The 14,489-nt window shown below is 53.7% G+C and carries 11 protein-coding genes; 6 read left to right on the forward strand and 5 right to left on the reverse strand.

Annotation, left to right across the window (positions count from 1 at the left end):
- Positions 1-111 precede the first annotated feature (111 nt).
- A complete protein-coding gene (gene glnA / locus SBO83_RS19965; RefSeq protein ID WP_034794466.1) occupies positions 112-1,521 on the reverse strand; it encodes a glutamate--ammonia ligase in 1,410 nt (469 codons plus the stop codon).
- 495 nt (positions 1,522-2,016) lie between these two features.
- Between glnA and typA the strand changes: the two genes are divergently transcribed.
- The 5 genes from typA (at position 2,017) to fabY (ending at position 6,910) form a co-directional block, all read left to right on the forward strand.
- The gene (gene typA / locus SBO83_RS19970; protein ID WP_353503800.1) at positions 2,017-3,840 is read left to right on the forward strand and encodes a ribosome-dependent GTPase TypA; all 1,824 of its coding nucleotides are present in this window, start codon (positions 2,017-2,019) and stop codon (positions 3,838-3,840) included.
- Positions 3,841-4,005: 165 nt separating this feature from the next.
- On the forward strand, positions 4,006-4,608 hold the full coding sequence (yihX, locus tag SBO83_RS19975) for a glucose-1-phosphatase (RefSeq protein ID WP_396132698.1): 603 nt from the start codon (positions 4,006-4,008) through the stop codon (positions 4,606-4,608).
- On the forward strand, positions 4,605-5,483 hold the full coding sequence (locus tag SBO83_RS19980) for a virulence factor BrkB family protein (RefSeq protein ID WP_353503802.1): 879 nt from the start codon (positions 4,605-4,607) through the stop codon (positions 5,481-5,483). Before yihX ends, SBO83_RS19980 begins: the two co-directional genes overlap by 4 nt.
- Before the next feature lie 23 nt (positions 5,484-5,506).
- Positions 5,507-5,944, forward strand: a complete 438-nt coding sequence (gene dtd / locus SBO83_RS19985; RefSeq protein WP_396132699.1) for a D-aminoacyl-tRNA deacylase — start codon at positions 5,507-5,509, stop codon at positions 5,942-5,944.
- 33 nt (positions 5,945-5,977) lie between these two features.
- Positions 5,978-6,910, forward strand: a complete 933-nt coding sequence (fabY, locus tag SBO83_RS19990; RefSeq protein WP_353503803.1) for a fatty acid biosynthesis protein FabY — start codon at positions 5,978-5,980, stop codon at positions 6,908-6,910.
- An 82-nt stretch (positions 6,911-6,992) separates the two neighbouring features.
- Here the strand turns inward: fabY and SBO83_RS19995 are convergent, their stop codons facing one another.
- Together SBO83_RS19995 and SBO83_RS20000 are read right to left on the reverse strand one after the other, a co-directional pair.
- Positions 6,993-8,678, reverse strand: a complete 1,686-nt coding sequence (locus SBO83_RS19995; RefSeq protein ID WP_396132700.1) for an AsmA family protein — start codon at positions 8,676-8,678, stop codon at positions 6,993-6,995.
- 154 nt (positions 8,679-8,832) lie between these two features.
- On the reverse strand, positions 8,833-10,224 hold the full coding sequence (locus SBO83_RS20000) for a solute carrier family 23 protein (protein WP_396132701.1): 1,392 nt from the start codon (positions 10,222-10,224) through the stop codon (positions 8,833-8,835).
- A gap of 238 nt (positions 10,225-10,462) precedes the next feature.
- On the opposite strand from SBO83_RS20000, the gene gltS reads away from it, so the two are divergent.
- Positions 10,463-11,674 (forward strand): sodium/glutamate symporter, encoded by a 1,212-nt coding sequence (gene gltS, locus SBO83_RS20005; protein ID WP_396132702.1) that lies wholly within the window; start codon positions 10,463-10,465, stop codon positions 11,672-11,674.
- A gap of 34 nt (positions 11,675-11,708) precedes the next feature.
- Here gltS and recG read toward each other — a convergent pair whose 3' ends face one another.
- Positions 11,709-13,790, reverse strand: coding sequence for an ATP-dependent DNA helicase RecG (gene recG, locus SBO83_RS20010; protein WP_396132703.1), 2,082 nt, complete (start codon positions 13,788-13,790; stop codon positions 11,709-11,711).
- Positions 13,787-14,485: a tRNA (guanosine(18)-2'-O)-methyltransferase TrmH gene (trmH, locus tag SBO83_RS20015; protein WP_396132704.1), complete on the reverse strand. Its 699-nt coding sequence runs from the start codon at positions 14,483-14,485 to the stop codon at positions 13,787-13,789. Before trmH ends, recG begins: the two co-directional genes overlap by 4 nt.
- Positions 14,486-14,489: the final 4 nt, after the last annotated feature.

The raw sequence follows: 14,489 nt of genomic DNA on the forward strand, positions 1-14,489 counted from the left end.
TCCACGGCAACAAAAAAATGTCTTACTTATTTTAAGACGCTGAAGGTCTTCACACTGCTGGCCTTCAGTCGGGTGTTTCTTGAGCGCCAGCTGCCCGGCGCTCATTAGCGATTAAACGCTGTAGTACAGTTCGAACTCAACTGGGTGTGGAGTCATGCGAACACGATCCATCTCTTCTTTACGCAGAGCGATATAAGCGTCGATAGCATCGTCAGTGAACACGCCGCCACGAGTCAGGAACTCACGGTCTTCGTTCAGCGCGTTCAGGGCTTCTTCCAGAGAACCTGCAACTTTTGGAATCTCTGCTTCTTCTTCCGGTGGCAAGTCGTACAGGTTTTTGTCCATCGCATCGCCAGGGTGGATCTTGTTGATAACGCCATCAAGGCCAGCCATCAGCAGAGCTGCGAACGCCAGGTATGGGTTAGCCGCTGGATCTGGGAAGCGAGCTTCGATACGCACAGCTTTAGGGCTAGATACGTGTGGAATACGGATTGACGCAGAACGGTTACGCGCAGAGTAAGCCAGCATAACTGGCGCTTCGTAGCCCGGGACCAAACGCTTGTAGGAGTTGGTAGTCGGGTTAGCGTAGGCGTTGATCGCTTTAGCGTGCTTGATGATACCGCCGATGTAGAACAGTGCCATTTCAGACAGGCCGCCGTATTTGTCGCCAGAGAACAGGTTGTTACCGTTCTTAGACAGAGACATGTGGCAGTGCATACCTGAACCGTTATCGCCAAACATTGGTTTTGGCATAAAGGTCGCAGTTTTGCCAAATGCGTGAGCCACGTTGTGAACCACGTATTTGTAGATTTGGATTTCGTCAGCTTTTTTGGTCATGGTGTTGAAGCGGGTTGCCACTTCGTTCTGACCCGCTGTTGCCACTTCGTGGTGGTGAGCTTCAACAACCAGGCCCATTTCTTCCATGGTCAAACACATGGTAGAACGCAGGTCCTGAGAGGAGTCAACCGGAGGAACTGGGAAGTAACCGCCTTTAACAGCTGGACGGTGGCCTTTGTTGCCGCCTTCGTATTTGGTGCTGGAGTTCCATGCGCCTTCGATATCGTCGATAGCAACGTGAGAGCCGGAGATGCTGCTGCCGAAGCGCACATCGTCAAACAGGAAGAACTCTGGCTCAGGTCCGAACAGAACGGTGTCCGCGATGCCTGAAGAGCGCAGGAAGTCTTCTGCACGTTTTGCAGTAGAGCGTGGGTCACGGTCATAACCTTGCAGCGTAGTTGGCTCAAGGATGTCGCAACGAATGATCAGCGTGGTTTCTTCGTAGAATGGGTCAAGAACAGCAGTGCTGGCATCTGGCATCAGAACCATGTCAGATTCGTTAATACCTTTCCAGCCACCGATTGAAGAACCATCAAACATTTTGCCTTCTTCGAAGAAGTCAGCGCTCACTTGGTGAGATGGAATGGTGACGTGCTGCTCTTTGCCTTTGGTATCAGTGAAACGTAAATCTACGAATTTCACTTCATGCTCATTCAGCATCGTCAAAACGTGTTCAGCGGACATACTAGTTCTCCCGAAATTCTCATTATCGTCGTGGAACGAATAACCAATTAGTTGGCATTTATTTGTAAACAACAACCCTAGTGGAACTGGCGTGTGGCCTAAACAGCTTTTATTTATCCCGCGTAATTTTAGGTTGCCGCCTGGGTGGCAACTTCAACGTACTGGGGAATAGCTCTGATAAGACTTTTTTCACCCTTAAAAGTAATAGCGAAATCTGTGCCAACTTTGAGAAAATGCAAACAACGCCATTTTAAAGGGCTTTTGCACCTTTTGAGTATGCACCATAACGGAGTTTTTGCACCTTTTTGGTGCTAGTGGCCAGATCTGAAGCACCAATTTGGTGCGCCAAGCGAGTGCAAAGGCCCGTTTGCACCGTGAAAGGGATCACAAAGTAACCATCATCGAGTTGTTTCGATAAGATCATTGTGATCTTGTTTAGAACCTCGCTTAATACGTGTACAATAGCGCGCTATTTCTAATGCCTGAGGCAAAGCTGTGATCGAAAATTTGCGTAACATCGCCATTATTGCCCACGTTGACCATGGTAAAACCACCCTGGTCGACAAGTTGCTGCAACAATCCGGTACTTTCGGAGAGCGTGTAGAAGCAACTGAACGCGTAATGGACTCCAACGATTTGGAGAAAGAGCGTGGGATTACCATCCTCGCAAAAAACACCGCCATTAATTGGAAAGACTACCGCATCAACATCGTTGATACCCCAGGACACGCCGACTTCGGCGGTGAGGTAGAGCGTGTGATGTCTATGGTCGACTCGGTGCTGCTGGTTGTGGATGCAATGGATGGCCCAATGCCGCAAACCCGTTTCGTGACCAAAAAAGCATTCGCTAATGGTCTGAAGCCGATCGTGGTAATCAACAAAGTTGACCGTCCGGGCGCACGTCCTGACTGGGTTGTTGATCAGGTCTTCGACCTGTTCGTTAACCTCGACGCGACTGACGAGCAACTCGACTTCCCAATCATCTATGCATCTGCATTGATGGGTATCGCGGGCACCGACCATGCTGATATGGCCGAAGACATGACCCCGCTGTACCAGGCAATCGTAGACCACGTTGAAGCACCTAAAGTTGACCGTGACGGCCCACTGCAGATGCAAATCTCTCAACTGGACTACAACAACTACGTTGGCGTTATCGGCATCGGCCGTATCAAACGCGGCGTGGTTAAGCCTAACCAACAAGTCACTATCATCGATAGCGAAGGCAAAACCCGTAACGGTAAAGTCGGTAAAGTACTGGGCCACATGGGTCTGGAGCGTATCGAAACTCAACTGGCTGAAGCAGGCGACATCATTGCTATCACCGGCTTAGGCGAGTTGAACATCTCCGACACCATCTGTGATCCACAGAACGTCGAAGCGCTGACTCCACTGAGCGTTGATGAACCAACCGTTACCATGTACTTCAACGTAAACACCTCTCCGTTCTGTGGTAAAGAAGGTAAGTATGTGACTTCACGTCAGATTCTTGACCGTCTGAACAAAGAACTGGTGCACAACGTGGCACTGCGTGTTGAAGAAACTGAAGATGCTGATGCGTTCCGCGTATCTGGCCGTGGTGAACTTCACCTGTCAGTTCTGATTGAAAACATGCGTCGTGAAGGTTTCGAAATCGCTGTTTCTCGTCCAAAAGTTATCAACAAGATGATTGATGGTCGTAAACAAGAGCCATTCGAAAACGTAACGCTGGATATCGAAGAACAGCACCAGGGTTCAGTCATGCAAGCCATGGGTGAGCGTAAAGGCGACGTTAAGGACATGATCCCTGACGGCAAAGGTCGTATCCGTCTGGATTACCTGATCCCAGCGCGTGGCCTGATCGGCTTCCGTACTGAGTTCATGACCATGACTTCTGGTACTGGCCTGCTGTACTCCACCTTCAGCCACTACGACGACGTTCGTCCGGGTGAAATCGGTCAGCGCCAGAACGGCGTTCTGATTTCTAACGGTCAGGGCAAAGCTGTAGCGTTCGCACTGTTCAGCCTGCAAGACCGCGGCAAATTGTTCCTGGGCCACGGCGCAGAAGTGTATGAAGGCCAGATCATCGGTATTCACTCACGTTCTAACGACCTGACCGTCAACTGCTTGACCGGTAAGAAGCTGACCAACATGCGTGCGTCCGGTACTGACGAAGCAACTACCCTGGTTCCTGCTATCAAAATGTCTCTGGAGCAAGCTCTGGAATTCATCGATGATGACGAACTGGTAGAAGTGACTCCTCAGTCTGTACGTATCCGTAAACGTCACCTGACTGAGAACGATCGTAAACGTGCAATGCGTGGTCCTAAAGAAAGCTAATTTTCTTCCTCGCTAGACGTTTTCAATCGAACAGGGCGCCTTTGGGTGCCCTGTTTTTTTTGTGTTTTTTACTCAATTTACCTCGCAACCCTGTGGTTCACTCCCTGTTCATACGTCCCTTTTCCCGCTAAAGTTAAGCATCATCTTTGAAATCAGGAGCGTGCAATGCTGTACATTTTTGATATGGGAAACGTCATTATTGATATTGATTTCAAACGTGTGCTTGGGGTGTGGAGCAACCTCAGCGGTACGCCTTTGGCGATACTCAATGAAAGATTTTCAATGGGCGACGTGTTCAAGAAGCACGAACGCGGCGAAATCAGCGACGAAGAGTTCGCCACCTCGCTGTGCGAAGAAATGGGCATTGCGCTCAGCTTTGAGCAATTCAGCGCGGGCTGGCACGCGGTTTTCGTTGGCCTGCGCCCAGAGGTGATTGAGCTGTTCAAAACGCTGCGCCAGCAGGGCCATCGCGTGGTAGTGCTGTCTAACACCAATAGCCTGCATCTCGACTACTGGCCAAAACACTTCCCTGAAATCGCAGAAAATACGGATGCTATTTATCTGTCGCAAGACTTAGGGATGCGTAAGCCAGAAACTCGCATTTTCGAATACGTGCTGAATAAAGAAGGCGTTAACGCCAGCGAGGCGGTGTTCTTCGACGACGTGCTCGAAAACGTCGAGTCCGCGCAGTCTGTCGGTATCACAGCCGTGCTGGTGGAAGACAAAAAAACCGTACCAACCTGGTTTTCTAACGCGGAGCATGGATGAGAGTACTGTGGCGTCGAGTAAAAGCTGGCGGGCATTTTGTACACCTGCTGCTTAAGCGTGCCGATAAGGATGGCCTGACGTTACTGGCGGGCCATCTGGCCTACGTTTCGCTGCTCTCATTGGTGCCATTAATCGCAGTGGTCTTCTCGCTGTTCGCCCTTTTCCCAGTATTCTCCGAGATAAGCGAGCAGCTTAAAGCCTTTATTTTCAATAATTTCATGCCCGCCACCGGCGACGTGATCCAGCGCTACCTCGAGCAGTTTGTCGCCAACTCCAGCAAAATGACCGCCGTCGGTACCTGTGGGCTGATTATCACCGCGCTGCTGCTGATCGCCTCGGTGGACAGCGTGCTGAATAAGATTTGGGACAGCAAAAACAAACGCCCGATCGTCTTCTCCTTTGCCGTCTACTGGATGGTGCTGACCCTCGGCCCAATCCTGCTGGTGGCCAGCGTGGCTATCAGCTCCTACCTGCTCTCACTCAACTGGCTGAGCAACGTGACGGACGTGCATTCGGTGATTGACCGCGTGCTGCGCGTGTTGCCTCTGCTGATTTCGTGGATCTCCTTCTGGCTGCTTTATCAGGTCGTCCCGACGGTGCGCGTGCCGCCAAAAGACGCGTTAATCGGCGCTTTGGTCTCAGGCATATTATTTGAGCTAGGCAAGAAGGTGTTTGCGCTCTATATCCAGCTTTTCCCCTCTTATCAGCTGATTTATGGCGTGCTGGCGGTGATTCCGATCTTGTTCCTATGGGTCTATGTGAGCTGGTGTATTGTGCTGCTGGGGGCGGAGATCACCGTCACGCTGGGTGAATACCGCTCACTGCGCAAACTGCGCACTTCGGACACCGCGGCTTTAAATATCAAAGAACCCTAATGGCGTAACACGAAAGGATTTTTATGATTGCATTAATTCAACACGTGCTGAATGCCAGCGTGACGGTTGATGGCGAAGTTTGCGGTGAGATTGGGCCAGGATTACTGATTTTGCTGGGTGTCGAACAGGGTGACGATGAGCAAAAGGCAAAAAAACTGTGCGATAAGGTGATCGGATACCGTATCTTCAGTGATGAGAACGGCAAGATGAACCTTAACGTGCAACAGGCAGGGGGCAGCCTGCTAGTGGTTTCGCAATTCACCCTGGTGGCCGATACCCAAAAGGGCAATCGCCCTGGCTTTTCGCGAGGCGCAGTGCCTCAAGAAGCCGAAAGACTGTATGACTACTTCTGCGGGGAATGCAGGGAGAAAGGCATTCCGACTGAAACAGGGCGCTTCGCCGCCGACATGAAAGTGGCACTGGTGAATGACGGACCCGTGACCTTCTGGCTACAAGTCTGATTTAAAAGGCATCGCGCCGGAGAGAATCTACCTATGTATCATTTGAGAGTTCCTGTAACCGAAAAAGAACTGGCGGCTTATTACTCCTTCCGCTGGGAGATGTTGCGTAAGCCGCTGCATCAGCCCGAAGGCTCAGAACGTGATGCCTATGACGCCATGGCACACCACCAAATGGTGGTGGATGAGCACGGCAACACCGTGGCCGTGGGGCGTTTGTATATTAATGCGGATAACGAGGCGTCAATTCGCTTTCTGGCCGTAGACCCGAACGTCCAAGGCAAAGGCTTAGGGACGCTGGTGGCGATGACGCTGGAGTCCGTTGCTCGTCAGGAGGGAGTGAAGCGCGTGGTGTGTAGTGCGCGCGAAGACGCTGAGGCATTCTTTGCCAAACTGGGTTTCGTTAACCAGGGGGAAATTACTACCCCGCAGACCACGCCAGTGCGCCACTTCTTGATGATCAAACCGATTGAGACGTTGGACGACATTCTGCACCGCCCCGACTGGTGCGGGCAGTTGCAACAAGCTTGGTATGACCATATTCCGCTGAGTGAGAAAATGGGTGTGCGCATTAGCCAGTACACTGGCCAGCGCTTTGTCACCACCATGCCGGAAGCAGGGAATCAGAATCCGCACCATACGCTGTTCGCCGGTAGCCTGTTCTCATTGGCGACGCTGACCGGCTGGGGGTTAATCTGGTTGCTGCTACGCGAGCGCCACTTGGGGGGAACCATTGTTCTGGCCGATGCCCATATTCGCTACAGCGCGCCAGTCACCGGCCGTCCGCGCGCCATCGCCGACCTCAGCTCTATCAGTGGCGATCTCGACCGGCTGGCGAAGGGGCGCAGGGCCCGCGTTCAGTTGGAAGTGAATCTGTTAGGCGATGAGCCTAACGGAGCAATTTTTGAAGGGACCTATCTCGTTTTACCGGCGTCACCTGATGCTCCACTCGAGCCGCAGATCAACTGATAACCGTCATCCTGCGAGCCGCGCCTGCCTTGGGCACTTCAATCATTCCAGTCACTTACGGGTGTAAGTGACTGGAAGTCTTTCAGTTACTGCCTGCTACTATTCCCTGACTCATTTGCTGGTCGATTTGCTTGCCATCGGCGCTGAGGGCGTGAAGCTTGCCGTTGAGCGTCGGTTTGAAATCGACATTCGCCGGAAGCTGCCCTTGCAGATTGAGCTGCAAGTTAGCATTGCCCTCTAGCGTCAGGTGAGGCCATCCCCAGTTTTCTAACACGTTCGACGGCACGGCGCGCCCTGTCAGATTGAGGGAGAAATTGCGCTGCGGCTGTTGGTCAACGTTGCCCGTGGCTTCCAGCAGACCTTCTTTAGTGAAGGCGCTCATTTCGGTGATTTTGACCTGATTGTCTGCGGCTTCCAGTGCCAGAGACGGCCGACGAACGTCGACTTTATTGAAGGTTGCGTCGCTGGCATTAAGGTTGAGCTTGCCGGACCAGATGCCCCACTCGTGGTTACGCGCCAGAAGTAAATCGCTGCCGTAGCCGTCGAGCGCGGTGAGCTGGAAGGGGAACTGCGGCGAAATATCGATGATCAGATTGCGGTTAGTCATCAACTTGCCGACATACACCTCGGACAGCCAAGACGGCAGGGTTTGCAGCCAAAGCTGGCGCCAGTTTTGCGGCAAAGTGTATTCCAGCGCGGCAACCGTCAGTTCATCTAACTGTAAGCGCTTGTTGGCGCGAGTCCAGCTGCCGGTAGTGCGCAGCAGGCCGCCTTCCCAGCGCCCGCTCACTTGGCGAATGGCGATGCCCTGCGGCGAAAGGTCCAAATTCACTAACGGGTCGATGACATGCAGACTGCCATTAATCATCTCGGTGGCGTTGAGTGAGATTTCACCATCTTCGCTCTGCCAGTCACCGTCTTGCAGATTGACATCTTTCACTGAAAGGTCGACATCGCTAAACGCCCAGTCTTGCCCTTGCAGGCGAGCATCAATCAGGTCAAAACGCTTAATACTGACTTTTGGTAACTTGTGGGCGTCTTGTAAGAACACCGACAGCGGCTCGGCGGTTTGCAGGCGGACATTGCTCAAACGCACGTTGTCGATAGTCCAACTGCCATCTGCCGCTCGGCTTGCCTTGCCGGTTAACTGGCCGCGAGCCAAGTCGCCGCCGAAGTTGTTCAGCGTGAGTTGATTATTGTTAATCTGACCTTGAACCAGAATGTTTTCAGCAGGAATGCCGTTGAGGGTCAGCGCAGAGGCACTAAGCTGGAACTCGGCATTTTCGCCAAGCACGCGACCGGCCTTGGGCTGCCAAGGATAGATGCCAGCATTCACTTTTTGGCCATCAATTTCCCAGTCGTTCACATCACCGACCAGCGCCATTTTGCTCAACTGAAGCGTGTTGGCCTGAATCGGCAAATTCAACGCGGAAGGGTTGAGATTGAGACGCCCGTTGATGAGCGTAATGCGATCGAAGAATTTGGGATCGGTGATTTGGCGCCAGCTCAGGTCGAGATTTACCTGTGCCGCATTCAGCGCGTCCGGCTGGTTTTTGGCCCCTAATGTCACATCATTGAGCACAATGCGGCCTGGTTCTGACCAGCCGTGGTCTATTTTTCCGACTGATAGGTGGTAGTTACTGTTGCCAGTGATCCATTGGCTGACTTGCGTCGCCGCCCAGCGCGTTTGCAACAGCACATAGAGCAGCACAACCGCCAGCACCAACAGCAGGACTAATGTCAGCAAAACTTTACCGATAAATTTCATCGTCTAAATCCGTATCCGTCGGGAAAGGAGTGTAAGAGTACCTTGTTTATGCCGTAAACAGTGGCCTTTCTCAATAGGTTAGCATGACAGAGACAAGAAAATGCGGCGAGGGTTCCAGACCTCTCGCCGCAGTTACAGGGGTTACAGCGGATGTTTATTTTTCGTGCGGAAAAATCAGGTTCAGCACAATGGCGGTAATGCCGCCAGCCGCAATACCCGAGGAGAGCAGGGTTTTCAGCCAGTCCGGGGCGAATTGCAAAATCAGCGGCTGCTGGGAAACGCCCATGCCGACGGCCAAAGAGAGCGCCATGATCATAATCGCCCGGCGATTCAGGCGCTCGCGGGAAACAATGCGCACACCGGATGCCGCGATGGTACCGAACATCACGATGGTCGCGCCGCCCAGCACCGGCTCAGGAATATGCTGCACAAAGCCCGCCACGGCGGGGAACAGCCCCAGCGCGATCAGCATCAATGCCACCACAAACCCGACATAGCGACTGGCAACGCCGGTTAACTGAATCACGCCGTTGTTCTGGCCGAAGCAGGAGTTAGGGAAGGTGTTGAACACGGCTGAAAGCATCGAGTTCAGGCCATTGGCTAATACGCCGCCTTTGATGCGCTTCATATACAGCGGGCCGCTGACCGGCTGCTCGGAAACGTCAGAGGTGGCGGTAATGTCGCCGATGGTTTCCAGCGAGGTCACCATGAAAATCAGCATCAAAGGAATCAGTAAGTTCCAGTCGAAGCCCAGCCCGTAGTACAGCGGGGTCGGCAGCGTAACCAGATTGGTCTGTGTCGCCGGAGCCGAGGCTGGCAGCATGCCCATCAACCACGCGGCGACGTAGCCCACGGCCATTGCGATCACCAGCGAGGCGACGCGCAGGTAAGGGTTTTTCTGGCGGTTGAGCAGGATAATTACGACCAGAACCACGGCGGCCAGCAGCAAGTTCTTCGGCGCGCCAAAGGTGTGATCGTTCATCGCCGCGTAGCCGCCACCAATTGACGTCAGGCCAACTTGAATCAGCGACAGGCCGATAATCATTACTACAATGCCCGACACCAGGGGCGTGATCACCCGGCGGGCCAGATGCAGGAAGCGGGAAAGAATGATTTCGGTGCAGGACGCCACCATTAGGGTGCCGAACAGCGCCGCCATCATGGTTGGGACATCCGCGCCGCCGTTTTTCAACGCCATACCGCCCATGATTAACGGCGCGACAAAGTTAAAGCTGGTGCCCTGAATGGAGAGCAGCCCAGAGCCGACCGGCCCCCAGGTTTTAATTTGCAAAATGGATGCGAGGCCGGATGCAAACAGCGACATGCTAATAATGTGCTGAGTATCCTGCGCCGGCAGGCCGAGTGCCTGACAAATAAGCAGCGCGGGGGTGATTACGGCCACGAACATCGCCAATAAGTGCTGACAGGCGGCAAACAGGGTTTGCGGCAGCGGCGGGCGATCTTCAAGGCGATAAATCAGTTCACTGTGCTGTGGGCGGGAAAGTTCGGCGTGCTGTGCGTCTGTCTCGGCAGATTGCGTACTCATGATTTGGGCGTCCATTAAGCGGCAAAGCGGGCATTTTTCATGAAAACCTTTCCAAAAGCAATCGATTGCGAAACCAAATTTTTGAGAGAAAACGCTAATTCTCGTCGCACGTCGACACTGTTTTTCTTGCACTGAATTGCCTATCTGACTTCTAATTCCCTCTCAAGAAAACAACAGCGATCCGGAGTTCTTATAACTCAATAATAATTATGGATTTTTGCACACATGGAGCATTTCAATGATTCATCTCGATACCTATGGCACGCTCGTTGCCGCGACGTTAGTCCTCCTTTTAGGCCGTAAGTGCGTCCAATCAATCTCTTTCCTTAAAAAGTACACCATTCCCGAACCCGTTGCGGGCGGTTTGCTGGTGGCTTTCTTACTTTTACTTGCTAACCAACTGTTTGATTGGGAAGTGAGTTTTGATATGTCGTTGAAAGAACCGCTGATGTTGGCCTTCTTCGCCACCATCGGCCTGAATGCCAACCTTGCGAGTTTGCGGGCGGGAGGTAAGGCATTGGCCTTGCTGGTATTCGTGGTGCTCGGGTTACTGCTGCTGCAAAACGCCATCGGCATTGGCATGGCGAAACTGCTCGGTCTCGACCCGCTGATGGGCCTGCTGGCTGGCTCTATCACCCTTTCCGGCGGGCACGGAACGGGGGCGGCGTGGAGCAAGCTGTTCGTAGAGAAATATGGCTTTGAGAATGCCACCGAAGTCGCGATGGCCTGCGCCACCTTCGGTTTAGTGCTGGGCGGCATTATTGGCGGCCCGGTAGCGCGCTATCTGGTGAGCCACTCTTCGACACCCAACGGCACGCCGGACGACGCGGCTGACCCTAGCGCATTCGAAAAACCGGCCGTCGGGCGGATGATAAGCTCAATGGTGCTGCTGGAAACCATTGCCCTGATTGCTATCTGCCTGACGGCGGGCACTCACGTTTCCAAGCTGCTGCAAGGCTCGGCGTTCGAGATCCCAACGTTTGTTTGCGTGCTGTTTGTTGGCGTGATTCTTAGTAATTTGCTGGCCTGGCTGGGGTTCTATCGCGTCTTCGACCGCGCGGTTTCCGTACTGGGTAACGTCAGCCTTTCGCTGTTCCTTGCGATGGCTTTGATGAGTTTGAAGTTGTGGGAGATGGCGTCGTTGGCGCTGCCGATGATGGCAATCCTCGGCGTTCAGACTCTGTCGATGGCGCTGTACGCGATTTTTGTGACCTACAGAGTGATGGGGCGCAACTACGACGCGGCGGTACTGGCGGCGGGACACTGTGGCTTTGGGCTGGGAGCAACGCCGACCGCGATCGCCAACATGCAGGCGATCACCAACCGTTTTGGCCCGTCGCATTTGGCGTTTCTGGTGGTTCCAATGGTGGGAGCATTCTTTATTGATATCGCGAACGCGATTGTCATCAAGCTGTTCTTACTGCTGCCTATTTTCCCAAGCGTGGCGTGATGTGATTGAGTGCCAGGGACGGTACTTAACTCATCTAGGCGTTGGTGTAGCGCACTCTTTCAGGCAGCCAGCGCTCAATCAGCGCGTGTGCATGCTGCGGGAACTGCTGTTGTAGATAACGCGCAATGCGCTGTACCTCGGGGATCATCGCCTGATCGCGCAGTAAATCCGCTACTTTAAACTCTGCACTGCCGGTTTGTCGGGTGCCCAGTAACTCGCCCGGCCCACGAATTTCTAAATCTTGTTGAGCAATCACAAAGCCGTCGTTGCTATCGCGCAGCACTTGCAGGCGAATCTGCGCCGTTTTGCTCAGCGGCGTTTTATACAGCAGCACACAGTGCGAGGCGACAGCGCCACGGCCGACGCGCCCGCGCAACTGGTGAAGCTGCGCCAGACCTAGTCGCTCAGGGTTCTCAATAATCATCAGGCTGGCATTTGGTACATCAACCCCTACTTCAATCACCGTGGTGGCGACCAGTAATTGCACTTCGCCCTGCTTGAAAGCCAGCATTACCGCCTGTTTTTCTTGAGCTTTCATTCGCCCATGAACCAGCCCAATTTTTAGTTCGGGCAGGGCTTCTTTTAAGCCTTCCCACGTCGCTTCGGCAGCCTGGGCTTCCAGCATTTCCGACTCTTCAATCAGCGTACACACCCAGTAAGCCTGACGATTTTCCTGCTCACAGGCGCTTTTCACCCGCGCAATGATATCGCTGCGGCGAGTGTCTGGAATGGCGACCGTGGTCACCGGCGTTCGGCCCGGCGGCAGTTCGTCGATGACGGAGGTATCAAGGTCGGCATAGGCAGTCATCGCCAGCGTTCGCGGGATGGGCGTGGCGGTCATGATTAGCTGGTGCGGGTGGAATCCCTGCTGTTTGCCTTTTTCCCACAGCGCCAGACGTTGATGAACCCCGAAACGGTGCTGCTCATCGATAATCACTAAGGCGAGAGAGGAGAAGAGTACCTGCTCTTGAAATATGGCGTGCGTGCCGACGACCATGGAGACTTCGCCGCTGGCGATAGCCTCTTGCTGAGCCTGGCGGGCTTTGCCTTTCTGCTTTCCGGCGAGCCAACCCACCTTAATACCCAGCGGTTCAAACCACTGGCGGAAGTTATTGGCATGCTGTTCGGCCAGCAGCTCCGTCGGCGCCATCAGCCCAACCTGTTTACCTTGCGCAATGGCGCAGAGCGCGGCCAGTGCGGCAACCAGCGTTTTACCCGAGCCAACGTCGCCCTGAACCAATCGCATCATCGGGTAGTTTTTGGCTAAGTCCTGTTCGATTTCGGCCACCACGCGCTGCTGCGCGCCGGTAGGGCTGAAAGGCAGCGAAGCCAAAAACTTATCTTTCAGGCGGTCATCGTGCTTAAGCGGCAAGGCTTTATAGCTTTGAGTGCCGGCCCGGACGGCGAGCATGCTGAGGTTATGAGCGAGTAACTCCTCCATAATCAGCCTGCGCTGCGCGGGGTGCTGGCCTTTTTCCAAATCGGCTAACTGAATATCTGGGGGCGGCCGGTGCAGAAGATGCAGGGCTTTCGGCAGAGAAATCAGCGTCCGGCTGAGTTCTTCAGGCAGCAGTTCGGCAATCGGCACGGTATCAAGCAGCTCAAGGGCTTGATCGGTAAGCTTACGCAGAGTTGCCTGGCGGATACCTTCCGTCGTCGGGTAGACCGGCGTCAGAGACTCTTGCAGAACCACTTCGCTGTTTTCGCCCTGAATACGATATTCAGGGTGAATGATTTCTGCGCCGATGGTGCCGCGTTTTATCTCGCCATAGGCGGTAACGCGCCTTCCGGGAGCGAGGCTGTTTTTCATCGCCGCATTGAAATTGAAGAAACGCAAAGTGACCATGCCCGTGCCGTCACTAATCTGGCAGGTCAGCATTCGGCGTCGGCCAAAGCTGATGTCGCTGCGCAATACTTCCCCTTCTATGGTCGCAAAAATGCCCGGAAGCAGGTCATTGATGGCATAGAGGCGGGTGCGATCTTCATAGCGTAGGGGAAGGTGGAGCAGTAAGTCCTGAATGGTTTCGAGGCCAAGTTTAGCCAGCTTATCAGCCTGACTAGCCCCAACGCCGGAAAGCGACGTCAAAAGGATGGCATCGAGCAGGCGGCCCTTCATCTTCTTTTAACCGTCATTTGCATTGCGGACCACCATTCGTCATCAGCCACGATTTGCCCGGTTTCGTCGATCAACGGGCGAGGAAGTTTTTTGCGTTTCGCGACGTTAGATAATACAGGATAACCCCCCTCAAAAAGCAGGCGCTGCTGCTCTTTGTGAGCTAACGGACTGATTTCACGCTGATACATCCCGGCATTTTGCCGCTGGCGCTGTGCTTCATACAGGATGAGTGCAGAGGCGACGGAGACATTCAGCGACTGAACCATGCCCACCATGGGGATAACGATATCGCTATCAGCTAATGCTAAGGCTTCGGGGCTGATACCGGTTTTTTCCTGACCGAGCAGAATGCAGGTCGGGCGAGTGTAGTCGATGGTGCGAAAGTCTACCGCTTTGTCGGAAAGGTGAGTGGCCAGCACTTGCATCCCTTTGGCTTTCATTTTGGCGACGGCGGATTCAATGGTTTGGTGAGTTTTCACCTGCACCCAGCTGTTACTTCCTGCAGCGGAGGAAACCAGCGTACGCATGCGACTTGAGGGCCAAACCGCGTGGACTTCGTGAACGCCAACGGCATCTGCCGTGCGGATAACCGCAGCGATGTTATGCGGCTTATGCACTTCTTCCATGCATACCGTCAGGTCTGGCTGCCGGGCTGCAAGCATTTCGCAGATGCGCGCATAACGTTCAGGAGTCATGACG

Source organism: Ewingella allii (assembly GCF_044430645.1).
GTDB classification, from domain to species: Bacteria; Pseudomonadota; Gammaproteobacteria; order Enterobacterales; family Enterobacteriaceae; genus Ewingella; species Ewingella allii.

Coding starts and splice junctions, on each gene's coding strand:
- glnA (WP_034794466.1), bottom strand. CDS start 1,521: ATGTCCGCTGAACACGTTTTGACGATGCTGAATGAGCATGAAGTGAAA.
- yihX (WP_396132698.1), top strand. CDS start 4,006: ATGCTGTACATTTTTGATATGGGAAACGTCATTATTGATATTGATTTC.
- SBO83_RS19980 (WP_353503802.1), top strand. CDS start 4,605: ATGAGAGTACTGTGGCGTCGAGTAAAAGCTGGCGGGCATTTTGTACAC.
- dtd (WP_396132699.1), top strand. CDS start 5,507: ATGATTGCATTAATTCAACACGTGCTGAATGCCAGCGTGACGGTTGAT.
- fabY (WP_353503803.1), top strand. CDS start 5,978: ATGTATCATTTGAGAGTTCCTGTAACCGAAAAAGAACTGGCGGCTTAT.
- SBO83_RS19995 (WP_396132700.1), bottom strand. CDS start 8,678: ATGAAATTTATCGGTAAAGTTTTGCTGACATTAGTCCTGCTGTTGGTG.
- SBO83_RS20000 (WP_396132701.1), bottom strand. CDS start 10,224: ATGAGTACGCAATCTGCCGAGACAGACGCACAGCACGCCGAACTTTCC.
- gltS (WP_396132702.1), top strand. CDS start 10,463: ATGATTCATCTCGATACCTATGGCACGCTCGTTGCCGCGACGTTAGTC.
- recG (WP_396132703.1), bottom strand. CDS start 13,790: ATGAAGGGCCGCCTGCTCGATGCCATCCTTTTGACGTCGCTTTCCGGC.
- trmH (WP_396132704.1), bottom strand. CDS start 14,485: ATGACTCCTGAACGTTATGCGCGCATCTGCGAAATGCTTGCAGCCCGG.